Source organism: Pedobacter sp. ok626 (assembly GCF_900100435.1).
Taxonomy (GTDB): domain Bacteria; phylum Bacteroidota; class Bacteroidia; order Sphingobacteriales; family Sphingobacteriaceae; genus Pedobacter.
Map to the genome: position 1 here is coordinate 111,019 of NZ_FNEX01000008.1, position 25,177 is coordinate 136,195.

The 25,177-nt window shown below is 37.8% G+C and carries 25 protein-coding genes; 13 read left to right on the forward strand and 12 right to left on the reverse strand.

Annotated features, from left to right (window positions below; translation table 11 throughout):
* The first annotated feature begins 33 nt into the window (after positions 1–33).
* Positions 34–897, forward strand: a complete 864-nt coding sequence (locus tag BLS35_RS13095; RefSeq protein ID WP_090781666.1) for a zinc dependent phospholipase C family protein — start codon at positions 34–36, stop codon at positions 895–897.
* 14 nt (positions 898–911) lie between these two features.
* On the opposite strand, the gene BLS35_RS13100 is transcribed toward BLS35_RS13095, so the two are convergent.
* The 7 genes from BLS35_RS13100 to BLS35_RS13130 form a co-directional block, all read right to left on the reverse strand.
* Positions 912–1,610: a DedA family protein gene (locus tag BLS35_RS13100; RefSeq protein WP_090781668.1), complete on the reverse strand. Its 699-nt coding sequence runs from the start codon at positions 1,608–1,610 to the stop codon at positions 912–914.
* Positions 1,611–1,695: 85 nt separating this feature from the next.
* Positions 1,696–2,400, reverse strand: a complete 705-nt coding sequence (locus BLS35_RS13105) for a DUF4397 domain-containing protein (RefSeq protein ID WP_090781669.1) — start codon at positions 2,398–2,400, stop codon at positions 1,696–1,698.
* 20 nt (positions 2,401–2,420) lie between these two features.
* Positions 2,421–3,545: a DNA polymerase III subunit beta gene (gene dnaN, locus BLS35_RS13110; protein ID WP_090781671.1), complete on the reverse strand. Its 1,125-nt coding sequence runs from the start codon at positions 3,543–3,545 to the stop codon at positions 2,421–2,423.
* A 35-nt stretch (positions 3,546–3,580) separates the two neighbouring features.
* A complete protein-coding gene (gene gldG / locus BLS35_RS13115) occupies positions 3,581–5,254 on the reverse strand; it encodes a gliding motility-associated ABC transporter substrate-binding protein GldG (RefSeq protein ID WP_090781673.1) in 1,674 nt (557 codons plus the stop codon).
* Positions 5,248–5,976 (reverse strand): gliding motility-associated ABC transporter permease subunit GldF, encoded by a 729-nt coding sequence (gene gldF / locus BLS35_RS13120; RefSeq protein ID WP_090781675.1) that lies wholly within the window; start codon positions 5,974–5,976, stop codon positions 5,248–5,250. Before gldF ends, gldG begins: the two co-directional genes overlap by 7 nt.
* Positions 5,977–6,015: 39 nt before the next feature.
* On the reverse strand, positions 6,016–6,534 hold the full coding sequence (locus BLS35_RS13125; RefSeq protein ID WP_090781676.1) for a hypothetical protein: 519 nt from the start codon (positions 6,532–6,534) through the stop codon (positions 6,016–6,018).
* Positions 6,535–6,587: 53 nt separating this feature from the next.
* Positions 6,588–7,226 (reverse strand): DUF6266 family protein, encoded by a 639-nt coding sequence (locus tag BLS35_RS13130; RefSeq protein WP_090781677.1) that lies wholly within the window; start codon positions 7,224–7,226, stop codon positions 6,588–6,590.
* A gap of 486 nt (positions 7,227–7,712) precedes the next feature.
* Here BLS35_RS13130 and BLS35_RS28175 point away from each other — a divergent pair, with 486 nt between their 5' ends.
* The 4 genes from BLS35_RS28175 to BLS35_RS13145 all read left to right on the forward strand — a co-directional run bounded on the left by BLS35_RS28175 (position 7,713) and on the right by BLS35_RS13145 (position 10,810).
* The gene (locus tag BLS35_RS28175) at positions 7,713–7,997 is read left to right on the forward strand and encodes an AAA family ATPase (RefSeq protein WP_254778865.1); all 285 of its coding nucleotides are present in this window, start codon (positions 7,713–7,715) and stop codon (positions 7,995–7,997) included.
* Positions 7,921–8,745 (forward strand): ATP-binding protein, encoded by an 825-nt coding sequence (locus tag BLS35_RS13135; protein WP_254778867.1) that lies wholly within the window; start codon positions 7,921–7,923, stop codon positions 8,743–8,745. The genes BLS35_RS28175 and BLS35_RS13135 overlap by 77 nt, the downstream gene beginning before the upstream one ends.
* A gap of 233 nt (positions 8,746–8,978) precedes the next feature.
* Complete coding sequence (locus BLS35_RS13140; RefSeq protein WP_254778869.1) at positions 8,979–10,193, forward strand: MBOAT family O-acyltransferase; 1,215 nt, start codon at positions 8,979–8,981, stop codon at positions 10,191–10,193.
* Entirely contained in the window at positions 10,193–10,810 is a 618-nt protein-coding gene (locus tag BLS35_RS13145; protein WP_090781681.1) for a hypothetical protein, read from the forward strand. Before BLS35_RS13140 ends, BLS35_RS13145 begins: the two co-directional genes overlap by 1 nt.
* Before the next feature lie 485 nt (positions 10,811–11,295).
* On the opposite strand, the gene BLS35_RS13155 is transcribed toward BLS35_RS13145, so the two are convergent.
* The 3 genes from BLS35_RS13155 to BLS35_RS13165 form a co-directional block, all read right to left on the reverse strand.
* A complete protein-coding gene (locus BLS35_RS13155) occupies positions 11,296–11,811 on the reverse strand; it encodes a hypothetical protein (protein WP_090781685.1) in 516 nt (171 codons plus the stop codon).
* Between the two features lie 148 nt (positions 11,812–11,959).
* Positions 11,960–12,586 carry a porin family protein gene (locus tag BLS35_RS13160; RefSeq protein WP_090781688.1) on the reverse strand — a complete coding sequence of 209 codons (627 nt, stop codon included), beginning with the start codon at positions 12,584–12,586 and terminating at the stop codon, positions 11,960–11,962.
* 241 nt (positions 12,587–12,827) lie between these two features.
* Complete coding sequence (locus BLS35_RS13165) at positions 12,828–13,532, reverse strand: ATP-binding cassette domain-containing protein (protein ID WP_090781690.1); 705 nt, start codon at positions 13,530–13,532, stop codon at positions 12,828–12,830.
* A 163-nt stretch (positions 13,533–13,695) separates the two neighbouring features.
* On the opposite strand from BLS35_RS13165, the gene BLS35_RS13170 reads away from it, so the two are divergent.
* From BLS35_RS13170 to BLS35_RS13200, 7 genes are all read left to right on the forward strand, one after another.
* Complete coding sequence (locus BLS35_RS13170; protein ID WP_090781692.1) at positions 13,696–15,183, forward strand: glycine--tRNA ligase; 1,488 nt, start codon at positions 13,696–13,698, stop codon at positions 15,181–15,183.
* Between the two features lie 177 nt (positions 15,184–15,360).
* Positions 15,361–16,047, forward strand: a complete 687-nt coding sequence (locus BLS35_RS13175) for a CAP domain-containing protein (RefSeq protein WP_090781694.1) — start codon at positions 15,361–15,363, stop codon at positions 16,045–16,047.
* A 40-nt stretch (positions 16,048–16,087) separates the two neighbouring features.
* Positions 16,088–18,016: an LTA synthase family protein gene (locus tag BLS35_RS13180; protein ID WP_090781696.1), complete on the forward strand. Its 1,929-nt coding sequence runs from the start codon at positions 16,088–16,090 to the stop codon at positions 18,014–18,016.
* Between the two features lie 4 nt (positions 18,017–18,020).
* A complete protein-coding gene (locus BLS35_RS13185; protein ID WP_090781699.1) occupies positions 18,021–18,512 on the forward strand; it encodes a GtrA family protein in 492 nt (163 codons plus the stop codon).
* 89 nt (positions 18,513–18,601) lie between these two features.
* Entirely contained in the window at positions 18,602–20,386 is a 1,785-nt protein-coding gene (locus BLS35_RS13190; protein WP_090781701.1) for an aromatic amino acid hydroxylase, read from the forward strand.
* A 7-nt stretch (positions 20,387–20,393) separates the two neighbouring features.
* A complete protein-coding gene (locus BLS35_RS13195) occupies positions 20,394–21,095 on the forward strand; it encodes an SDR family NAD(P)-dependent oxidoreductase (protein WP_090781703.1) in 702 nt (233 codons plus the stop codon).
* Between the two features lie 62 nt (positions 21,096–21,157).
* Entirely contained in the window at positions 21,158–21,694 is a 537-nt protein-coding gene (locus BLS35_RS13200; protein WP_090781897.1) for a C40 family peptidase, read from the forward strand.
* Here the strand turns inward: BLS35_RS13200 and BLS35_RS13205 are convergent.
* Entirely contained in the window at positions 21,689–22,576 is an 888-nt protein-coding gene (locus tag BLS35_RS13205; protein WP_090781705.1) for a flavin reductase family protein, read from the reverse strand. The two genes, BLS35_RS13200 and BLS35_RS13205, sit on opposite strands and share 6 nt — an antisense overlap.
* Before the next feature lie 3 nt (positions 22,577–22,579).
* Positions 22,580–23,575, reverse strand: a complete 996-nt coding sequence (locus BLS35_RS13210) for a fumarylacetoacetate hydrolase family protein (RefSeq protein WP_090781707.1) — start codon at positions 23,573–23,575, stop codon at positions 22,580–22,582.
* Positions 23,576–23,991: 416 nt separating this feature from the next.
* Between BLS35_RS13210 and BLS35_RS13215 the strand changes: the two genes are divergently transcribed.
* Entirely contained in the window at positions 23,992–25,158 is a 1,167-nt protein-coding gene (locus BLS35_RS13215; protein WP_090781709.1) for a homogentisate 1,2-dioxygenase, read from the forward strand.
* Positions 25,159–25,177 lie beyond the last annotated feature (19 nt).

Below are 25,177 nucleotides of genomic sequence, written 5' to 3' on the forward strand. Positions count from 1 at the left end.
AGGCAATAGGCTTGTTGATATAGGTTTACAGTAATGAAACGAACATTTCTTACTGTAAGCCTTTTTTTTGTTGTTATCCTATGCAGCTCATGGGGCTTCTACGCACATATGCAAATCAATCGATTGGCAGTTTTTACGCTTCCTGCTAACATCAATCGATTTTATAAGCATAACATCAAATACATTACAGATCACGCTGTAGATCCTGATAAAAGAAGGTATGCTGACACTGCCGAAGCAGCAAGACATTATCTAGATGTAGAATTGTATGAAGACCATATAGACAGCATTCCATACAAATGGGAAGATGCCGCAAAAAAATACGGATTGGTTAAATTAAACCAAAATGGTATTCTCCCCTGGCAAATCCAAAAAACTTATTTCCAACTCGTAAATGCTTTTAAAGAGAGCAATGAGCGAAAAATACTGATCTATTCGGCCTACATCGGACATTATATTGCCGATGCCCATGTCCCCCTTCATACAACACAGAACCACAACGGACAACTAACCAACCAAGTAGGGATCCATGCATTTTGGGAAAGCCGGTTACCTGAGTTATTTGCGAAACGGTACAACTATGTGGTAGGTACTGCGAAGTACATAGAAAGCCCTTTAAAGGAAGCCTGGAAAATTGTAAAAAACACGCATACCATGGTAGACACGGTACTCACTTTCGAAGCGAAGTTAAGTGCTCGATTTCCCGCACATAGAAAATACAGTTTTTCGGAAAGGAAGGATCAGGTAACTAAACAGTATTCTTTAGCCTATTCAAAGGCATATCATGATGGAATGGAAAATATGGTAGAGCGACAAATGCGCTCTGCCATATTATATATAGGATCTTTCTGGTATTCTGCCTGGATTGATGCCGGGCAGCCAGCTTTAAATTTCTAAAACGAAAGCAAGCCTTAGCTCAGCTTTTGTTCTTCTTCTGTAAGGGCCTCATCAACCACTTCAATTACATTCTTCTTCTGAAATTTCGATTTTAAAGCCGCAAATACCGCAGGGAAGAAAGTAACAACCGCAATCACAATGATGACAAGATCAAAGTTCCTTTTAACGACAGGAATTTGTCCCAAGAGATATCCGGCTAGCAGCAAACTGCCGATCCATGCGACTCCACCAATGACATTAAATATGGTGAATCTCCCAAAAGGCATTTTTGCCACACCAGCTACAAAGGGAGCAATAGTCCTAAAAATAGGCAAGAATCTACTAAATATGATTGCTTTACCACCATGCTTTTCAAAAAACTCATGCGACTGGTTATAATATTCGAGTTTAAGTATCTTGTTTCCGGGCTTAAATACCTTTACTCCGAAGAAGCTACCCAATTTATAATTTAACGAATTTCCTGCAATTGCGGCTACCATTAACAATAGCATCATTACCAAAATACTTAAACCAGTGTTACCACCAGCAATCAAGGCTCCCATTGCAAAAAGCAATGAATCCCCAGGTAAGAATGGTGTAACGACAAAACCAGTTTCAGCAAAAATGATGAGAAAAAGGATAGCGTAAGTCCAGGTACTGTAATCTCTGATGATCTCTTCCAGGTGCTTATCGATGTGCAGGAGGAAGTCTATTAAAAAGCTGAAAAATTCCAAATCTTGTAAATTAAGTCCAAAAATAAAAATATCATGGCAATAACCATGATATTTTTAAGAATAGAAATGTCATAATTGAACTAAACTATAATTGCTCAAAGATATGTCCTAACAAATCTTTATTAGCCGGATTAGTATTTCCATCAATCCATATGGTATAAGTTTTACCGGCAACGAGCGCACCATCATAAGCAGCAGAAGTATTCCAACCACTTGCAGAAAAAGTAAACTTGGTACCTGCATCAACCGAGAAAAAAGTCGAAACCCCAAAATAGGCTAGTGAAGGAATCAATTGAGTAGCTAGCGTAGCATTAGTAATTGACATATTACCATTTAAAGTGCTGTTAAAATTAATAAACCTCACATTTGCCTTACCAGCAGGAGGTGTACTAGCCGCATCGGGTAAAAATGCGAAAGTAAGATTGCCATCCGTATTTTTGTAATAAAAAATCGAAAGTTTATCTGCGATAGAAATTTGTACCTGAGTACTTGCATTCGCTGTTGTGGTACCCGCATCATTTACATTAAACGAATTTGCACCCGAAAGAATGGTAAAATACTCAGAAGTATTTCCGTAGGCAAGTGGAGTTATGCTCTTTTTCACTCCGTTTATATAAAAGTCTTGCGCTAATGCACCGTAAGAAGCATTTATATACCTTACTTTTGCCTCTCCAACCGGTTCTGGTTGAATATCATTTTTCTTGCTACATGAAGCGAACAACATAATGCTCGAACAAGCAATCATGAAAGCCATCCTGGTCTTTGATGATAATAAAGAAGATCTTTTCATTGTCTGTGTTCTTTTAAGTACTAATTGTAATTATTTAACATCACCGGCATTACCAACATCAACACGTCTTCGTTCTCATCGTTAGTTTGAGGAATTAATAAGCCAGCTCTATTTGGTGTAGAAAGTTCTAATGTTACTTCTTCACCGCTTAAGTTATTTAACATCTCAATCAAAAACCGTGCATTAAAACCAATTTCAAGGTCTTCACCTTCATATTGGCAGCTTAAACGCTCATGTGCTTCATTTGCAAAATCAAGATCCTCAGAAGAGATGTTTAACTCACTCCCATTGATTTTTAATCTTACCTGATGCGTAGTTTTATTAGCAAAAATAACTACCCTACGTAATGTATTTAAAAATAAAGCTCTGTCGATAACCAATTTATTTGGGTTATTAGCAGGAATAACAGCTTCGTAATCAGGGTAACGCTCGTCAATTAAACGACAAACCAAGTTGATATTTTCGAATTTAAAAAACGCACTAGTTGCATTGTAGTCAACAGATACATTGATGTCTGTAGATGGTAAAGCAGCTTTTAATAAAGTTAAGGCTTTTTTAGGCAAGATAAAAGAAGAACTCTTATCCGCTTTGCTATCCATACGTCTGTATCTTACCAACTTATGTGCATCAGTAGCAACAAAAGTGATATGCTGATCAGAAAGTTGACAATAAACACCTGTCATAGCCGGGCGAAGCTCATCATTACTTACGGCAAAAATAGTTTTGGTAATCGCTTCAGTTAAAACAGAAGCTGGTAAATTTACCGAAGACGCATTTTCTACAACTGGTATTTTCGGAAAATCGTCACCGTTTTCACCACTTAATTTATACTTACCGTCACCTGCACTAATCTCAATAGAGAAAGTACTGTCATCAATATTGAAAGAAATTGGTTGATCTGGTAATGTTTTTAAAGTGTCTAATAGTATTCTTGCCGGCACAGCAACTTTCCCACCCTCTTTAGATTCTACAGGTAAAGAAGTCGTCATGCTGGTTTGCAAATCCGTAGCAGATATTGTTAAATTTCCGTCCTTAATCTCAAACAGGAAATTTTCCAATATAGGCAACACAGTGCTGCTGCTCGAAGCACCATTAACTGTTTGCAAATGTTTTAAAAGCGTTGATGTGGATACAATAAATCTCATAGTTATGATCTAGTCAGTTCTCAAAAATATAAAAATTACCTCGCATACTTGTGTTTGCGGCAATAATGTTGAAAAATTGCAAATGATATTAACAATAATAGAGGCACAAGCACATTGATCAGCTGCCATTGCAACTTTTCGGCACGTAACTTCGCCTTATCTAATAACCTTATTTTAACCTCCTTATTGCGCAGGGCGATTAAATTATCATCATTAGCTAGGTAATCAGCGATATTTAATAGCAAAGCCTTGTTGCCAAAATTTCTCTGGGTATATCGGTCAAAGCCCAGCGGAAAAGTAGATCCGTCTTTGCTACTCACCTGATTTTTAAAAATATCCCCGTCGCCAATCACAATCATTTTAGTTGGTTTACTGGATGCCGGTGCAGCATAAGACTCTTCAATCCCGGCAGGGACAGCTCTATTCAAAAACACAGAAGAGAAAGTGCCTTCCAGCAATACCCCTACCGACTGTGGTACACTGGCAAAATCTCTCGGATCAGGTTGTTCGGCCACCATCTGTAAAGAAAGCATCTTAGGTGCGTTAAACACTTTGTTAAAAGCCGAAGTATGCAGAATCACCTTCTTACTTACTCCTTTTACACCGATTGTATCAACTGTACTAATAAATTCACTTCTAATGTTGTCGATATTTTTCACCAGGGAATTGGCAGTATCCGGCATCAAAAGCGGATAATATACCCATGGAGCCATTTGAATTTGTCCTTGGGGACCACCCATTGCCAAAGGTATTTCGGCACAGTTCGCATCAGCAACCAGATTATAATTTACCCTAGCGCCATAAATGAACAGCATATCGTCCAGATTTAGCTTACGGTTAAAAGCCAGCTGCTCCGGTCTCCCCTTTAAGCTATCCAAATCTGCACTTACCTGATCAATGCTCCAAAGCACCCTACCGCCATTCATTACAAAATAGTTGATTTTGTATTTTTCGGCTTCTGTAAATTCCTTTTGAGGCTTAGCCAGGACCAATAATTTCAATTTATCTAATCCCTTTTTATCAATAAGATTAAGATCTACCCGTCCTACTTCATAACTTTCGGAAAGACTTTTAATTGCATCACTTAAATACAAGTCAGACAACTCCCCATTTCCTTCCGTAAAACCGATACGTGGATGTTGGCCCGTTAGCACCTTTTGAATCCCAGAAGTAAATACATATTCCAGGTTTTGGATGGAGTTATTGATATTCTCTTCGTAGTTACCAGTCACATCCAGATTTTGCAACAACTTTACAGGATACCTTTTGCCATCGGCTACAATCATAGCCATCGGAAAAATAGTCTTTTGCGCAAAGCCATTGTCGTTTTTAATATTCAAAGTGGTTGCTTCAATCCCTGCCTGGTATAAGTTGTTAATGGCTGTATCTTGTTCAGCAGCAGACAATCCGGCAATAGGATCTGCAAATATCACCTTGACGTCTGTCCCCGCATAAGCCCTATAATCTGTTAATAAGTCACTTGTCGCATTTTTAAGTCTTTTAAAGGCCGCAGGCAAATCTCCATCTAAAAAAACGGTAATACTGATGGGCTGTTTTGCGGCTTTCAAGATCGCTTTCGACTTATCATTCAACGTAAAACGACGTTCCTTTGTAAAGTCTATCCTGGTATACAGGTATTGTCCACCAATATTTACCAATACAATTGCCAATAGGAAAATCGCAGCCTTAAAATATTTGTTTTTTACCATTTTCTACCTCCGATCACAAATCTGGTAAGTCCTAAAAACACAGCGACAAAACTGATAAAATAAACAAGATCACGGGTATCTAATACTCCCCGACTGATAGATTGGTAATGTTCATTTACACTTAACCAAATGAGCAAAGATTCAAAATATTGCAATGCAAATATCTGACTCATGGCATCAAAACCTGTATAAACAATAAAGCAAACAAACACTGCAATGGCAAATGCAATAACTTGATTTTTAGTAACCGAGGATGCAAAAATGCCCACTGCCGTAAATGCGAAGCCTAATAACAATAAACCTATGTAAGAACCTATTACAGCTCCTGTATCTATATTTCCCTTAGGCAACCCCAATTGATAAATAGAATAATAATAGATCAGCGTGGGGATCAATGCAAAAAGTACCAAAACCAAACAGGCCAGGTATTTGGCTAAAATAATTTGCCAATCAGTAAGCGGCCTTGTGGCCAACAAAATATAAGTACCTTCCCTTCGCTCCTCTGCAAAAGAACGCATGGTGATCGCGGGGATTAAAAACATGAATAAAAAAGGCGCCAAACTAAAAAAGCCAGTTAGCTCTGCATAGCCATAGTCTAAAATTGAAGTATCAGGAAAAAACCAGAGCAACAAGCCCGAGGCCAATAGAAAAACGCCGATGGTGATATATGCCATCAGTGAATTTAACAAACTAAATAATTCCCGTTTAAAAACTGCGTACATGCATTTAGATTAATGACGCCGAAGTTAGAAAAATATCCGCTAAAAATTATACCCAGCCCTTAAACCAACAAATGAAAGTGTAGCACTACTTCTCGACCAGCGTTCATACCTTATACCTACATCTACAGTCCCACTATTAGACACCGGAAATTCCGTACCCAAACTTGGGACATAAGTAAATGCTGTTCCAGCACCCCTCCCATAAGCGGTAGAAAAAGCAACGCCAAGTTCGCCAGCACCATAAAGATATGGAGCGATAAAATATCTGGCACCTGCTTTTATTGGCACAAAACCTTCTTTATAATCAATATTTGCTAAAATTTCCGGACCATTAAATCTTAAATAACCGATATTTCCGGTGATGTTTAAGTTTTCGCCAACTGGTTTCTGATAAAGTAAGGAAAAACCTACACCATAGTCGGCCGAATTTTTATAATCTCCAACAGGAAGACCAACATCAACGCCCAAACCAATCTTAGATTCATATCTTTTTGTTTGAGCGTGGATGTGATTGAGCATTAAAAAACTTGCAACGGCAATTAATATTATTTTTTTCACGTAGTACTTATTTAAGACCCGCAATATTATAAAATATAGCTGTGATCACAAATCTAAACCGCTTTTACTTCACCTAGATACTCATTCGTAGAGGCCAGTTTTCTATTTTCAGAATAAAAGCTGATGTAACAATGTAGCGTATGCCCAATGAAATTTTCTGGGAGGAGCAACCTTGCAGCCTTATCTTCCCTTAGTGCCGCTTTTTCCAATATACAAAACTCTTTCTCTACCGGATCATAAACGACTAAAGTTACCTGATCATCAGCAGCACATAGCGGCGTGAAGTTTCCATTTTTCCAACTAAAATCAACTGAATTACTTTTCGTTGAAACAATTTTTGGCGACCAAGCCCCTAATAGCTCACCTTTACTGAATATCAACTGTTTAAAATTCACACGTTGATCGGGGTAAAACCCGTCAATAGTATTTAACATGTTGTATGATAAAGCATCATTCATAGATGTATACTTCGAAATATTTTGAAAACAAGTTTCAACAATATCACTTACCCCCAGTAAAAACCCTCTCAACAATGCCATTTTGTTTCGCTGAGCCAATTGCTTATCGCTGGAAGGTTTAGTACTTGGCGTTGGTAAAGCTCGCATATAATCTATTCCTTTCCAATTTGCGCCAACCACAGTGCCTACTTTTCCTGAGAATCCACCTAGAATTCCCTTTTTAATTCTTCCCATTTTATTTAATTTAGATTATTAATTATTTAATTAAAAGCAAGATAAGCACAAAAACACGTTTTGCTACCTTTCAGGTATAAGAAAATATTTAAGAGATATTTCATTAATCACCAATCTATATTGCCATTCTATGAACATCTCCACCCCATGATTATGGCAACCAGCATCCTCTATGAGGATAAATAAACCCGAGACTAACCCGACTCGAAAACTAGTTACGCTTAGGGAATAGTCCTCACATGATCCACACATTAGACACAATCTCTTCACAAAAAGGTACCATTTTGTGGGTTTGGTGTGAAGGAGGTGTGAACCAGGTGTGAAGAAACCTTAATCTTGTGAAGAACGGACCTACAGGCTAACTAGTTGAAAACGGGGCTAAAAGTTATGTAATTTCAAAATACATCTTATGTAATTTCAAAATAGACTATATGTAATTTCAAAATAAAAGCTATGTAATTTCAAAATAGCGTTACATTTGTTTTCATGAATGGTTTTATACACAGGCAAATAGCAGAGAAAATAACTCAACAAAAAAGCAAATTTCCGATTATTGCTTTGACAGGCCCAAGGCAATCAGGAAAAACCACTTTGTTAAAGCAAATTTTTGCGGGCTACAGATATGTATCGCTAGAAAATCCAGATGTAAGATCATTCGCTACTGAAGATCCTGTAGGTTTTTTAAAGCTATACGATGAAAATGTTATTTTTGATGAAGTACAGCGCGCTCCATCTCTTTTCACTTCTACCATTCGACTTCACAGAACTTAAAAGTGTAAATCTTCTCAATGAGAGCTATGCAGAAACAGCAGTAAAAGGATTTTATCCAGCAATTTACGCCAGGGAAATAGACCCAGTTGTTTTTTACGCCAACTATATCCAAACCTACATAGAAAAGGATGTAACTGAGCTATTAAATATTAGAGACATTAGTTTGTTCCGAACATTTATAGGTCTTTGTGCAGCCAGAGCAGGACAACTACTCAACATTAATGCACTTGCAAATGAATGTAATATTTCTCAACCAACAGCAAAAGCATGGTTATCAATATTAGAAAGTAGTTATATTATATTTCAAATGCAGCCCTACCATCAGAACTTTAATAAACGTCTGGTAAAAACACCAAAAATTTACTTTTACGACACAGGTCTGCTTAATCATTTACTAGGCATCAGAAAAGCGGAAGACTTGGAACAGGACAGGCTAAAAGGGAACATCTTCAAAAACATGATTATTACCGAATATATTAAGAAGAATAACCATCTATATATTCACCAGGAGTATAATTTTTGGCAAGACAGTAACGGCCGAGAGGTGGATCTATTGACCAAAACCCATAACGGTTTCGATATATATGAAGTTAAGGCAACACAGACGATTTCATCATCCTTGTTTAAGGAAATGGATTATTTTGAAGAACTAACCCCAAACACTCCGATAAAGAAAACACTAATCTACGGCGGTACAGAAGATCAACAGAGAACAAAGTACAACATTACAAGTTGGAAGAATATATAAATCTAAACATAATGCTTTTTAACTCTATTAGCTTTGCTATTTTTTTACCTATTGTCTTTATATTTTACTGGTTCATTGCCAATAAGAATTTAAAACTTCAAAACATATTGCTTCTTGCTTCCAGTTATTTCTTCTATGCATGCTGGGACTGGAGGTTTCTGTTCCTATTAATCTTTTCAACCCTCCTGGATTACTATACAGGACTAAAAATGGCCGCAGCTAAAGATGTTGGAATGAAAAAATTTTGGTTCTGGCTCAGCATAGCCATTAATTTAGGTTTTTTAGGCATATTTAAATACTATAATTTCTTTGCTGAATCTTTCGCTCAGGCTGCATCTGAGCTCGGTTTACAAATCAACCCATGGACCCTAAAGGTAATTTTACCAGTCGGAATTTCATTTTATACCTTTCATGGCCTATCCTATGTAATAGATATATACAAAGACAGGATTAAACCTGAAAAGAATTTCATAGATTATTCGGTATTTGTGAGCTTTTTCCCACTTTTAGTCGCAGGCCCTATTGAAAGGGCGACGCACCTACTACCTCAAATTCAAACAAAAAGAACCTTTAATTACACAAAAGTAATTGATGGCCTCAGACAAATTTTATGGGGACTGTTCAAAAAAGTAGTTATTGCTGATGGTTGTGCACACTATGCCAACCAGATATTTAACAACTCTGCAGACTATTCTGGAAGTACTTTAGTTTTAGGTGCATTATTTTTTACTTTTCAAATCTATTGTGATTTTTCAGGATATTCTGACATTGCTTTAGGTACAGCCAGACTATTTGGTATAGAATTGTTGAAAAATTTCGCCTTTCCTTACTTCTCCAGAGACATCGCCGAATTCTGGAGACGTTGGCATATTTCGCTATCCTCTTGGTTCAGAGACTATTTATACATTCCTTTAGGGGGAAGCAAAGGTGGAACATGGATGAAAATCAGAAATACATTTATTATTTTCTTAGTAAGTGGTTTTTGGCATGGGGCAAATTGGACTTTCTTAGCCTGGGGCTTCTTAAATGCATTATTCATCATGCCCTCTATCTTATTTAAAACTAACAGACGTAATTTAGATATTGTTGCCCAAGGGAAAAACATACCAACGATTAAGGAGCTCTCATCAATGATAATCACGTTTTCGTTAACAGTATTTGCCTGGATATTCTTTAGAGCTGAGAGTATAAAACATGCATTAGACTATATCTCTAACATATTTTCAAAATCACTTTTTTCCAAACCAGAAATTTTCCCAACCACACCTATTCTTCTTATCATATTTTTCATTGCCATTGAATGGAAAGGAAGAGAAGAACAATATGCAATTGCCCGGTTTGGATTCTCCTGGCCAAAACCGTTAAGACACGCATTTTATTATTGCATCATCTTAATAATTTTTACACTTGCGGGCTCAAACCAGCAATTTATTTACTTTCAATTCTAATGACAAATTTTCTAAAAAAAGTCCTCTTTTTCTTAGTGCCAATTATTTTAGCATGTGTTTTTATAGACATATTCATCACAAAAGAATTAAAAAAGAGGCCTGACCTCGTTCATGGCGAATATTCGACATGGAATGATTTATTTGACGGAAAGATCAATTCTGATATTGTTATTTATGGAAGTTCCAGGGCTTGGGTACACATAAGTCCGCAGATAATTAGTGATAGCCTTAATACAACGGCCTACAATCTAGGCATTGATGGACATAATTTTTGGCTTCAATACCTAAGACATTCATTATTACTAAAACATAACAGAAAGCCTAAATTAATAATCCATTCACTGGATGAAGTAACGCTTCAAAAAAGGAAGGAGCTATATAATCTCGATCAATTCTTACCATACATGCTACTAAATAAAGATATTAAGGATGCGACCGCAAGTTATGAAGGCTTCACCTTTTTTGACTATATACTGCCAGCTGTAAGGTATTATGGAAAAGAGACAATTATACTTAATTCTATTGAGCAATATTTCGAGCCTAAAAACTACCCGGCAAAAAGAATAAAAGGATTCGGGCATGGAATTCAGACTTTGATAATGCTAAAAAAAAGATGAAATATTATGAAGTAAAAATAGACACTCCTTCATTAATTCTATTTGAAAGATATCTAAAAGAATGTAAAGCCAATGGTATAAACATTGTGTTTGTCTACACACCAGAATACATTGAAGGTCAACTATTTGTTAAAAACAGAAAGCAAATAATCGACTTGTACACAAATTTTAGTGTAAAGTATAAAATCCCCTTCTACGACTATTCTAAGGATACAATGTCTTATCAAAAAAAATATTTCTATAATGCACTTCACCTAAATAAAACTGGTGCTGAACTTTTTACGACCAGGCTAACACAAAAATTGAAATCGATATATACAACAAACCATTAGGACCTTTTCTACTTCTGCATCATAATTGACTTCTTCGATCGAATAAAACTTCTCGCTCAATTCCGGCACTATAGCAATCCCAAAATAGGACACAAAAAAGGCTGTTTGATATCTCAAACAGCCCCGATTTTATTAAAAGAATTTACTCTTCGACTATAGACCGAAGTTATAAGCTAATCTTAGACCAAGGAAACCGTTAGTTCCACCGCTGTACGACCAACCCTCGTAACGAGCACCTAACTCAATTGAACCTGTGTCAGACACAGGAAAATCTACACCAACACCTGGTGCATATACAAATGCAGTAGAATTTCCAGATCCCGATTCAGTAGAGAATGAAGCACCTAACTCGGCACCTACAAAAAAGTTCTCACCAAAAAGATATCTTGCACCAGCTTTAACAGGAATAGCCCCACTCGTACCGCCGCCGAATTCATCTTTTGCTTTAAAAACAGTGTAACCTGCGCTACCTGTAATGTTTAGGTTTGCAGCAACAGGGTGTTGATACATCAATGCACCTCCGTAACCTAGATTAAAAACATCACCAAAAGTTCCCATTGGGAATCCAAACTCAGCACCGATACCTAATTTTGGACCTTTAGTTTGTGCATTAACACTAGTAAATGCGAATAAACCTGCAACTGCTGTTAGAAGTAATAATTTTTTCATTTCTCTTACTTGTTTAATTAATTTAATTTACTCCTTTGATGCAAAAACTTTGCCATAGTTACAAAAGAATAAATAAAATCAAATTACTAAAAACAAAAAAAGCGCCTACCAAATTGGTAAGCGCTTTTTTTGTGTAAAAAGTTATTGGTTAGAAAGAAAAACCTAAACCAACAGAAAGTACTCTATTTTTAGCTGTCTCATCACCTGAATTCTGAGCAATGTTACTTAATCCTAATCCGTAACCTGCGTGAATATTAAAGCCATTACCCAATTGATAACCGGCTAAAAAGTTCACACCGAAATCACCACGTTTAAAATCTCCATCACTACCAAATTCAACATCCGTTGACACAGATACTGATGTTCCTTCGTCAGTACCTTTCAACTTATGTTTTCCACTGATAGCCATACCATAGTACGGTCCAGCTCCAACAAATACTTTTCCATCACCTACAGGGAAATTTACCAATGCATTTACAGGAATTTCAATGTACATTAGATTAGTCGTGAGTGATCCACCATCTAGGTCACTTTTAAAACCTTTATTTGATAAGGTTAAACCTGGTTGTAAGCTGAACATACCACCTAAACCAAAATCTGCAGTACCACCTACATAAAATCCAGTAGACGATTTTACAATACCTTCTGTATCTCCTGAAACTGACATTGTAGGGAAAGTTACTCCGGCTTTAACACCAAATTTAACACCGCTTTCTTGAGCTTTAACTGCTAAACCAGCGCCAGCAATCATTAATGATAATAAAATTTTTTTCATTGTTTGTTTTACGTTAACTTATTTGATTAAATAATCAACAAACCACTAATTCGTAGTAGTTTATTTTTCGGCAAATCTAAATCGATTTTCAATAAAAACAAAAAACAATATCAATTATTTTAATAAAAACGCGAATACATATATAAAACCGAAGATTTACTAAGCCATCTATATGCTAAAAATCAAGCATTAAAGTACAAATACAAGAAAAAAAAGACAACAAACCTGGATTAAAACTGCTTCACTTAGTTAACTTCTTGAATATTTCTTCTAAAGAAAGGTCATGTTGCTTTTTCAGCTCTACTATTGGAGCGTTTGCCACAATATTCCCCATGCTGATAATGATCACATCATCACAAATAGCTTCAACCTCTTGCATAATATGCGTAGAGAGAATAACAGTCTTATCTTTCCCCAATCCTTTTATAAGGTCTCGGATCTCAGATAGCTGGTTTGGATCTAGTCCCGAGGTGGGCTCATCCAGGATCAATACTTCAGGATTATGAATAATGGCCTGCGCCAGTCCTACCCTTTGCTTGTACCCTTTTGATAGCATCGCTATCTTTTTATGCTGTTCGGCAGTTAAACCGACTTGTTTAATGATTTCTTCTACCCTCAGCGCAGCATCTTTCAATTGATAAGTATTGGCTACAAACAACAAAAACTCCTTCACATACATATCCATATATAAAGGTGTATTTTCTGGAAGATAGCCCATGATCCTTCTCATTTCGAGGTTTTGAGTCTGACTGTCGTAACCACATAAACTGGCAGTTCCAGATGTAGGTTTTAAATAGCCGGTAAGCATACGCATAGTGGTAGACTTCCCCGCTCCATTTGGCCCTAAAAAACCTAATATCCTGCCTGGCTTAGCTTCAAAACTAATCCCATCTACTGCTTTTTGTTTATCGAAATGCTTGGACAGCGCGGTTACCTTAATACTCAATTTGTTTTATTTTTAGATTTTCAGCTCAAACTTCTGATCAACTTCAAAAGTAGGAAAAAGTTATTGCCCAAATCTTATATATTTCCTCAGTAAAATATTTCTTTTCAAAGGTTGAAGAGAGATCGATAAAATTGTTTACAATTTTATCTAAGTTTGCATCATTATGGCAAAGAATACTAACGACGAGCAATTTAAAAATGTAATATCACACGCGAAGGAATACGGTTTTGTGTTTCAAAGCAGCGAAATTTATGATGGGCTAAGTGCCGTATATGATTACGGACAATTGGGTGCCGAATTAAAAAACAACATCAAAACTTATTGGTGGAAAGCAATGGTACAAATGCATGAAAATATTGTAGGGATAGACTCTGCCATATTTATGCATCCTAAAGTGTGGAAAGCAAGCGGGCACGTAGATGGCTTTAATGATCCTATGATTGACAATAAGGATTCTAAAAAACGTTACCGTGCCGATCAGCTCTTAGAAGATAAAATTACCCGTTATGAAAAAGACGGAAAAACAGATAAAGCAGCTAAGTTACAAGCTGATATGGATGAAGCTTTAAAAAGCGAAAACCTACAAGAATTAAAAACATTAATTGAGCAACACGAAATTGCCTGTCCTGTAAGTGGTACAAAAAACTGGACAGACGTTCGTCAGTTCAATTTGATGTTCAGTACACAGTTTGGTGCAATGGCAGAGGGTTCTGAAGAGGTTTATCTTCGTCCCGAAACTGCTCAAGGTATCTTCGTAAACTTCCTGAATGTACAAAAATCAGGACGCATGAAAATTCCATTCGGAATTGCACAAATCGGTAAAGCATTTAGAAATGAGGTGATTGCCCGCCAGTTCATCATGCGTATGCGCGAATTTGAACAAATGGAGATGCAATTCTTTGTTCGACCAGGTGAAGATCAGAAATGGTTCGCTTACTGGAAAGAAGCACGTTTAAAATGGCATTTGGCATTGGGCACTTCTGCCGATAAATATCGTTTCCACGACCATGTTAAATTAGCGCATTATGCCAATGCAGCTACTGACATTGAGTTCGAATTCCCATTTGGCTTTAAAGAAGTTGAAGGTATTCATAGCCGCACTGATTTCGATTTAACACAGCATCAGGAGTTCTCTGGCAAGAAAATGCAGTACTTTGATAATGATTTGAACGAGGAAGGTAAGCCTTATGGAAACTATGTTCCTTACGTAATTGAAACTTCAATTGGTTTGGACCGTATGTTCCTTTTAACCATGATCAATGCTTTTGAAGAAGAAGACTTAAGCACAGAAGAAAAACAAGACAGCAGAACGTTGTTACGTTTACACCCATGTTTAGCTCCTTATAAAGTAGCGATCTTCCCTTTAACGAAGAAAGATGGTCTGCCTGAAAAAGCAAAAGAGATCATGAATAACTTAAAGCTTGATTTCAATTGCATTTACGAAGAGAAAGATGCGATAGGTAAGCGTTACCGTCGCCAGGATGCTATTGGTACTCCTTTCTGTGTAACGGTTGATCACCAGACATTAGAAGACAATACAGTTACCATTCGTCACCGTGATACAATGGAACAGCAGCGAATTGAGATTAAACACCTTGATGAGATCATTGCAAGTAAAACAAGTTGGAAGACGCTTTTAAGAAAAGATTAATTAAAAACCCCGTTTGCGAATAGTAAACGGGGTTTTTTGTTACCCTATTGGTAAAATGCCCAAACTTTATCCATTTGTCGGACCACGGGCAGCACCAACTATTTTACTGCCTTTAATTGAACCAGCTCCTATTCCTATAAGAAGTACTAAAGCGCTGCCTTTTGCGTTACCAGAACTATGAAACCTTTAATCGTGCTTTTAATATGGCTTATTCCGGGCTTAAACACATCTGTATCACTTAAAGCTCAAAGCAGCAGCTCATGGTCTGAGGAAGAGTTAAGGATGGCGAATACTGCCAAAAATGCAAGATATCTTAACTCCGAGGAGAAAGATCTGGTAATGTATATGAACCTGGCACGCATAAACGGCGAAAAGTTCTTTAAAACCTACTTCCAGGAGTTTTTAGAGACCTATAACCAGGAAATGGCGCAATACAGCAATTACAACCAGCTAAGAATAGATAAAGATCGCTATTATAAAAGCCTGGAAAAAGATTTAAAACCCGTAAAAAATCTACCCGTACTCTATCCCGATGAAGCTTTAAGCTGGGTAGCACAACAACATGCTAAAGACATGAACAAGTATAATTATGCAAATCATAATTCAAAAGATGGGCGCTCGGCTAAAGACAGGATCAGCAGCACATACCCTAAAAGAGCTCTAGGAGAAAATCTGGCCTTCGGCTTTCCTACCGGCCTTGGTAATGTTTGCATGCTTTTATTAGACAAAGGCGTTCCAGGCCTTGGCCATAGAAAGCTAATTATCAACACCACATTGAAACTAAACTACGTTGGGGTAAGTATACAGCCACATAAAGGGTATAGATATTGTTCGGTAACAGATTTCGTTGCCTTGCCAATTTAACCTGCAAAATTCTTAAATTGGCGCCCTCAACTACATTCGTTTGAAAAGAAAGAATCCTATTGCAGTAAATCTGTACCTGGCCCTAGCCTACCGCTTCCTGATTATCATGGAGCTATATACCCTATGCCGCATCGCATTTTATGCTTTTAACCACACCCTATTTCAGCACATTACGCTGCCAAAATACCTGTACATCTTGTGGGGCGGATTAAAGTTTGATGTATCTGCACTGATCTATATCAATGCAATATTTATTTTTTTACATCTTCTTCCTATCCCCTTCAAATACAACGAGGGCTATCAGCGTTTTTGCAAATGGCTTTTTATCATTAGCAACAGCATTGGCATTTTGGCCAACTTTGCAGACTTTGCTTATTATAAATATACACTTAAAAGAACCACAGCAACTGTTTTTAGCCAATTTGGCAACGAACAGAATAAGTTTAAACTGTTGGTAGATTTTTTAAGCGACTACTGGTACCTTATTATACTTTACGCTGCTTTTATCTGGTTTTTCATCAGGCTGTATGATAAAATTACCATTAAAAAAGAAAGCCGGCTTAAATGGCCGGCTTACCTGATACAAACTGTTGTTATGGCTGCAGTTGCAGTGCTTTGTATTGTAGGCGTACGCGGTGGATGGGGCTCTGAAACCCGACCTATAACCTTAAGCAATGCAGGGGAATTTGTAGACACACCCGATCAAATGAGCCTGGTACTAAACACGCCGTTTTGTATATTCAGGACCCTAAAATCTTCAAGGCTGAAACCGGTAAACTACTACGACGAGCAAATTTTAAACTCCATTTATAACCCTATTCATCAACCTGCAGACACTGCCGCTTTTAAAAAGCTGAATGTTGTTTTCCTGATCATTGAAAGTTTAGGAAAAGAACATATTGGTGGCCTAAACAAAGATTTGATGGATGGAAAATATAAAGGTTACACCCCTTTTATTGATTCGCTGATCCCCCAGGGCTACACCTTTACCCATACTTATGCCAATGGACGAAAATCTATTGATGCCTTACCATCTATAATTTCAGGAATACCGTCTATCCGTGAACCCTTTGTTCTTTCAGTATATTCAGGGAATAAAACGACTAGTATTGCCAAGCTCCTAGGTGACGAAGGATATGAAACTGCATTTTTCCATGGTGCGCCAAATGGCTCAATGGGCTTTTCATCTTATACGAACTTAGCTGGAATTAAACATTATTACGGACTAAATGAGTATGGAAAAACCAGCGACTTTGATGGTACCTGGGGAATTTGGGACGATCCATTTATGCAATATATGGCCAAAACGATGAACACGCTAAAACAACCTTTTTTCTCGGCCTTTTTCTCCGTCTCATCTCACCACCCATTCAAACTACCAGAAAAATATGTTGGCAAATTCCCTAAAGGTCCGCTTCCTGTACAAGAATTACTAGGTTATACAGATATGGCTTTACGTAATTTCTTTAAAACTGCCGAGACGATGCCATGGTATAAAAACACCTTATTTGTATTGTGTGCCGACCATGCTACAGTATCCTATTTTCCAGAGTACCAAACTACTCCCGGCTATTTCTCTATTCCAATCCTTCTATATTACCCTGGTGGCAACTTAAAAGGAAAAACGGATAAAATAATGCAACAAATAGATATCATGCCTACTGTTTTAAACTATTTGAATTATGACAAACCTTACTTTGCGCTAGGTTTTGATGCTTTTAATAAAAATCCAGATAACTTCGCGGTAAACAACAACGATGGTACTTTTAGTTTTTATCAGGGAGATTACCTCCTGATCAATGATGGAAAAATAAATCTTTCCTTGTATAATTTAAAAACGGACAGACTAACCAAAAACAACCTCCTGGATAAAGAACCACTAGTTACCGCGAAGATGGAAAAATACTTAAAAGCCTTTATTCAGCAATACAACAACAGGATGATTGAAAATAAACTAACAGTAAAATAACCAGATGCGTAAATTCCTGTTAAAAATTATAGACTTCTTTTACCCGCCTTTCTCTAACTGGCTGCCTTTACACACCTTCAGATATCTCGTGTCAGGAGGTACAACAGCAGTTTGTGGAATTGTGAGTTACTACATTGCCTACAACTGGATTTTGCATCAGGAAAATATTCATGTTGATTTCCCTTTTCTACCGAAACTGGTCACAGCACACTCCGCAGCCTTAATCATCAGTACATTCATTAGTTTCTCGATAGGCTTCACCTTAAATAAATACCTGGTTTTCACAAAATCAAACTTAAAAGGAAGGATACAAATGTTCAGGTATGCAGCCGTTTTAGGTATCAATTTTGGACTTAATCTGGCCATGCTAAAATACATGGTTGAAGGATTACATTTCTATCCATCTATATCCCAAGCCTTCATCACCATTACACTCTCGTTGTGTAGTTATTTTCTCCAAAAGCATTTCACATTCAGGGTAAAAAAACATCCTTAACTATATTTCATTTTAAGGTCACTAGATCGTTTATTTTGGTGAATAGCTTAAGTATTGAGTATATTTGCTAATAAAAACCAAAGGTTAAAATGAGTGATTTTAATGACTTTAATAATCCGCAGGTAGCTAAGCTACCGAAGCATTTAAGGCAATTTATTGTTGATCAACACTATGAGAAATATACACCTATAGATCAGGCGGTTTGGCGTTATGTAATGCGTCAGAATTATAGTTATTTGAAGCATGTCGCATTTTATCCTTACATCAAAGGTCTTCAACGAGCAGGTTTAAGTATCGAGCATATTCCTGATCTGCAAACCATGAACGACAACCTCGGCAAAATAGGTTGGGGAGCGGTTACGGTAGATGGTTTTATCCCTCCTGCTGCATTTATGGAATATCAGGCTTACCGTGTATTGGTGATCGCTGCTGACATCCGTCAGATCAATCATATTGAATACACACCGGCACCAGATATTATTCATGAATCAGCCGGACATGCACCCATTATTGCTGATGCAGACTACAATAGTTACTTAAGCTATTTTGGCTCTATTGGCGCGAAGGCCATGTTCTCTTCCAAAGATTTTGAATTATATGAGTCCATCCGCAACCTTTCTATTTTAAAAGAGGCTGTCGACGCCCCTGCCGAAGATATCGCAAGAGCGGAAAAGCAATTGCAACAGATTAGTGAAAACATGGGCGAACCATCTGAAATGGCTTTACTGAGCAGATTGCATTGGTGGACCGTAGAGTATGGTTTAATTGGCACATTGGAAGACCCTAAAATTTACGGTGCAGGTTTGCTTTCTTCTATTGGCGAAAGCGCTAGCTGCATGAGCGATAAAGTAGAAAAACTATGGTACAATATAGATACACTTAATTACAGCTACGATATTACTAAGCCGCAGCCACAGCTATTTGTAACGGAGAATTTCCAAAACCTGATTGATGTTTTAGAGACTTTTGCAGATACGATGGCCTTTAGAAAAGGTGGAACGGAAAGCATTGTAAAAGCAATTGAATGTAAAAACCCAGCAACTGCGGTATACAGCTCAGGTCTACAGGTAACCGGAGTATTCACAGATATGGGCATTGACAGCAACGATGCACTTACTTTTATAAAAACAACAGGCCCATCGGCCATTGCCGTAGCTAACAAACAACTTGAAGGACATGGCAAGTTTCACCATAAAGACGGATTCTCATCCCCAGTTGGAAGATTGAAAAATCAAACTTCGGCACTGGAAGATTTGAGTTTGGAACAATTAAAAGAACTAGGAATTGAAACCGGTAAACGTGCAGACTTAACTTTTGAAAGTGGTATTCATGTAAATGGATTGGTTAAAGAAATTCTGCAACATGAAAACAAAACCATATTGATCTCATTTGAGGATTGTACGGTTAAAGAAAGTAATGGAAATGTGCTTTTCCAACCAGAATGGGGAATGTATGATATGGCTGTAGGTGAATCCATCGTTTCAGTATTTAACGGAGCGGCGGATAAAGATGCTTACGAAGAGATTACGCACATTAGTGATAAGCAGACGCATAAAGTTGTTTACGACGAGAAAACCCAACAGCTGCACGCTATTTATAGAACGGTACGCCAAATCCGCGAAAACGGAACGAATCAGGAACAATTGCCTATTCTATTTGAGCGCCTGAAATCGGAATACCGACACGACTGGCTTTCGGCTATGGAGATTTTGGAGATCTTATACCACAAACAGCTTTACCCTGAATTGGAAAAAGAAGTCCGCAATTACCTGGAACTTAAATCGGCAAATGAAGCCGATCATACCAAATTGATTAACGATGGCTTACACGTTATCGAAAATCCAGTTACCCAATTGATCAACAACGAAGACTAAGCATTAGATGAATATTGTATTAACAGGTGCCAGCAGTGGAATTGGCTTTGAAGCAGCCTTAGAATTTACCCTTAATAAAGATAATAAAGTGGTTTGTATTGCCAGATCGGCAGATAAACTGCGTAAATTACTTGAAATTGCTAAAGGTATCAATCCAGAATGCACCCTACTTCCAGTAGAGTTTGATATTGTAAATGATGATTATGCAGCATTGGTACCTTTTCTTAAAGAGAAACTAGGCAACATAGATATCCTGATCAACAATGCCGGTGCATTGATCAACAAGCCCTTCTCTGAAACCACTGGTGCGGATATGGCGAATATGTTTGAAAGCAATGTGCTTGGACATTTCAACATGATCCAGAACTTACTTCCACTGATGGGCAATGGTAGTCACATTGTAAACATCGGCAGTATGGGCGGCTTTCAGGGTAGCGTAAAGTTCGCAGGCCTTTCGGCTTATTCAGCTAGCAAAGCAGCTTTACATGCCTTAACAGAATGCCTGGCTTTCGAACTTCTTGAAACAGGAATTAAGGTAAATTGTCTGGCGCTTGGTTCGGCGCAAACAGAGATGTTGGAACAAGCATTTCCAGGTTATCAATCTCCTGTTCTGGCCTTCGAAATGGGTAAATATGTTGCCGACTTTGCACGTACTGGCCATAAGTTTTTCAACGGAAAAATCATCCCAGTAGCAGTAACAACGCCATAACCAACAAGTTATCAACAACACTTGGGCTAAAGTATAATTTTAATATCTTTATGCCCATTGATATGAAGAGACTCCCTATTCTATTCTATTTTCTGTTTTTTAGTGCATTTGCGGCCAAATCGCAGACGACAGTTCCTGTTCAATATCAACAACTGGTTAGCAAATTAACTGAACAAAACCCTGTAAATCAGACCAAAAAAATCGAATCACCAAACCGATTACTAGACTTCGCAAAGTCTATGCTTGGTATTCGTTACCGCTCTGCCTCAAGTAGTCCAAGCAGAGGATTTGATTGCTCAGGTTTTGTAAATTATGTATTTAGTAATTTCGGATTTAAGGTACCCCGCTCATCAAGAGAATTTGCTACAAGCGGGGAAGCCAAAAAGTTGGAGGATGCGAAAATCGGAGATGTGATTTTGTTCACTGGAACAAACAGCAGATCCCGGACTCCCGGTCATGTTGGTATTATTTATTCTATAAATGGAGATGAAGTTAAATTCATCCACTCCTCTTCAGGCAATGCCAAAGGAGTAACCATATCCAGTTTAGATGAAGGCTTTTACAAAAAGCGTTTCCTGAAGGTGGTCAGTATTTTATAACAGCACTACCTTTAAAGCATCATTTACATTCCCCTTACTTAGCCATTGTTTAGCCAATTCATGCAACTCGCGTTCACGGTTATTTGCATCACCGATGGTAGCATCAAATATTTCTTTTACTTCTTCATTGCCTTTTACCGCGTCGATCTCCTCATCAGTAGGTAAATGCTCTATATTACCAAGCATTCCAAGGTCATTCCCGGTCAATACTTTTGAGTTTCTCACTCCTTTAGGTAAAGCATCCACACCGATCCCCAAGGTAGTTAATGGCTTAGCCACTTTAAACAAACTCTCCGGCGTAACCCGACAGTACCAGTCACCCCCTAAGCGCGCTACAAGATCTATTTTAGCTTGATCAATTTTGCCATCCTCATCTAAGATATCTTCATTAATGTGAATGAGCTTAACTTCTGCCAGAATAAGATTACCTGCACCTGGGTTTTCTCCTAAATGAATCACTTCCCTTACCACACATTCCATCTGCACAGGCGCCTCAGCTACACGAGGTGGCTTAACCAATTGTGAAGGGAGCATTGTGAAACCGGCCTTTTCAAACTCGTTTACACCTTTTCCGTATTCGGTACTGGCCAAACTTGTTTGCTGTACCATCGCATAATTCACAATGTTAATCACACATTCCTTAACCTCCAGTACATTCTCTAAAGTATGTTTAGTGGTATTATCGCGCACCCTCCTTGCCGGCGAAAAAACACACAGCGGCGGATTGGTACTAAACATGTTAAAAAAGCTAAAAGGACTAAGATTGATATTCCCGGCCTGATCTATAGTAGTGGCAAAACAAATTGGCCTCGGCGCAATTGCATACTGCATGTAGTTTTGCAATTGCGCCGGAGTCAACTCTGACGTATTTATCGTTAACATTCTCTATTTTTTTAAGGCTAGAATAGAAAAGTCAGTATCTACTTTACGAATGGTATTACTTAAATGTCCAAGACCTGTAATCTCCATTTCTACCACATCACCATCTTGTAACCATTGTGGTTTAAAAGCTGGGTCGTTCAATAATCCGGTACCATTTAACTCCAGAAAGCAGCCTGTACCTACCGTACCAGAACCAATCACATCACCAGGTAAAATATCTACACCATAAGCGCAACGCTCGATAATTTCGGCAAATGTCCAGTCCATATCAGCTGTACTACCTGCAGATACCTGAACACCATTAACGATACAAGTCATTTTTAAATCGTAAACATTTCCAGTGTGTCCCGCTTTAGGCGCAGTTTTATAGGCTTCCAATTCATCTGGAGTAACCAACCATGGTCCAATTACAGTAGAAAAATCTTTTCCTTTGGCAGGGCCTAAATTTAAAAGCATTTCTTCCATTTGAAGTGTTCTGGCGCTCATGTCATTCATTACCATATAACCAGCGATGTAACTATCAGCTTCAGCAGCGGTAATGTTACGTCCTTTTTTACCGATAACTACTGCGACTTCCAATTCAAAGTCAAGCTTTTGGAAATGATCAGGCATACATTGAATTTCACCTGGCCCTTGAATAGCATTGTGGTTGGTAAAATAGAAAATTGGGTACTGATCAAACTCAGCAATCATATCTACTCTACGATTTCTACGTGCTGCTGCTACATGCTGACGAAATGCGTAACCATCTCTGCATGATGTTGGGTGCGGAACAGGTGCTAATAATTCATAAAAAGCCTCCTCTTTAGCCTCCATTTGTCCGGCTTTGATTTGTGCATCTACTTTCTTAGCGCGATCCATCAATTCCTCTCCACCTTGCAAAAAGGCGTTCATTTCATCAGGAATTTGTTTATCGCAGGAGTTTAAATTATAAATGTGTCCTTCTACAAAAACACCAAGGTGCTCTCTGTCTTCTGTTTTATAGGATACCAGCTTCATATGTCAGTATTATTTATTTTTAAGTAGTTGCCCAAAGCTATATAAAATTAAACAAATGCCCGACAATAATCAACGAAGTTAAAGCACAATGGCGGCGATTAAAAAGCCCACAGTAATCCATGTAACATTTATAGCTAAATAACATTCCTCAAAATAATATCTGTCTTATTATTTTGGTTATTACTGGATTTAATACTTAATTTAGCGGACGCAATAGAAAATGATAAAAAGCTGTTTCACATACCAAAATCAAGTAGCCACGCAAGCCCTGGCCGCCTTCAGGTATGCCATGCTTTCTAAGATCATTTTCGCTCAATATTCCATATAGCATTTCCTCTTTTAATGCCTTTTGATAAAACGTTTTCGTCGTTTTATCGTTATTACATATTATTCTAACCAATTAATTGAATGCTGTTATGCCAATCTATCATACATTAGGATCTATTCCTCCTAAACGCCATACGGTTTTTCGTAAACCAGATGGAAAATTGTACGCCGAAGAACTGGTTTCCACAGAGGGGTTTTCAAGTTTATATTCTCTTGTTTACCACTGTCACCCGCCTACCATTGTAAAAGCCTTAGGCGAACCTTATTCTGTTGAGCCTAAAATCGCAAGAGAAAAGCACTTAAAACATACCAGTCTGATCGGCTTTAATATTAAGCCGGAAGATGACTATTTAAAAAGTCGCAAGCCAGTTCTTGTAAACAGCGACCTGCACATTTCATTGGCCGCACCAAGAAAATCTATGACTGATTATTTTTACAAAAACAGTCAGGCTGATGAGGTGATCTTTATCCATGAAGGTTCTGGAACGCTAAAAACAGGATTTGGAAAAATATATTTTAAATATGGCGATTACCTCGTAATCCCGAGAGGAACCATCTACCAGCTGGAGTTTAATGATGAGAAAAACAGGCTATTCATTGTAGAAAGCTTTAGCCCAATACGTACACCAAAACGTTACAGAAATGCTTTTGGACAGCTAGAAGAGCATTCTCCATTTTGCGAAAGAGACATTAGACGTCCCCAAGATCTGGAAACAATTGATGAATATGGTGATTTTAAAGTACTCATCAAAAAACAAGGTATTATGTATCCATATACTTATGGTACACATCCTTTTGATTTTGTAGGTTGGGATGGCTTCCATTATCCATGGGCATTTTCTATCCATGATTTTGAGCCAATTACCGGCAGACTACATCAACCACCTCCAGTTCACCAGACTTTTGAAGGACATAATTTTGTGATCTGTTCATTTGTTCCTCGTAAATATGATTATCATCCTTTGTCTATCCCTGCTCCTTATAACCATAGCAATGTAGATAGCGATGAGGTATTGTATTATGTTGATGGTGACTTTATGAGCAGAAAAAGTGTGGTAAAAGGACAGATCACCTTACATCCAGGGGGTATACCTCATGGTCCACACCCAGGCACCGTTGAGAAATCAATTGGAAAAGAAAGCACAGAGGAGCTGGCAGTAATGATTGATCCTTTCCGCCCTTTAATGTTAACGGAAGATGCGGTAAATATTGAGGATGAGAGTTATCATCGGAGCTGGCAAGAAAACATTGAATAGAAAAAATTAAGAAACTAAC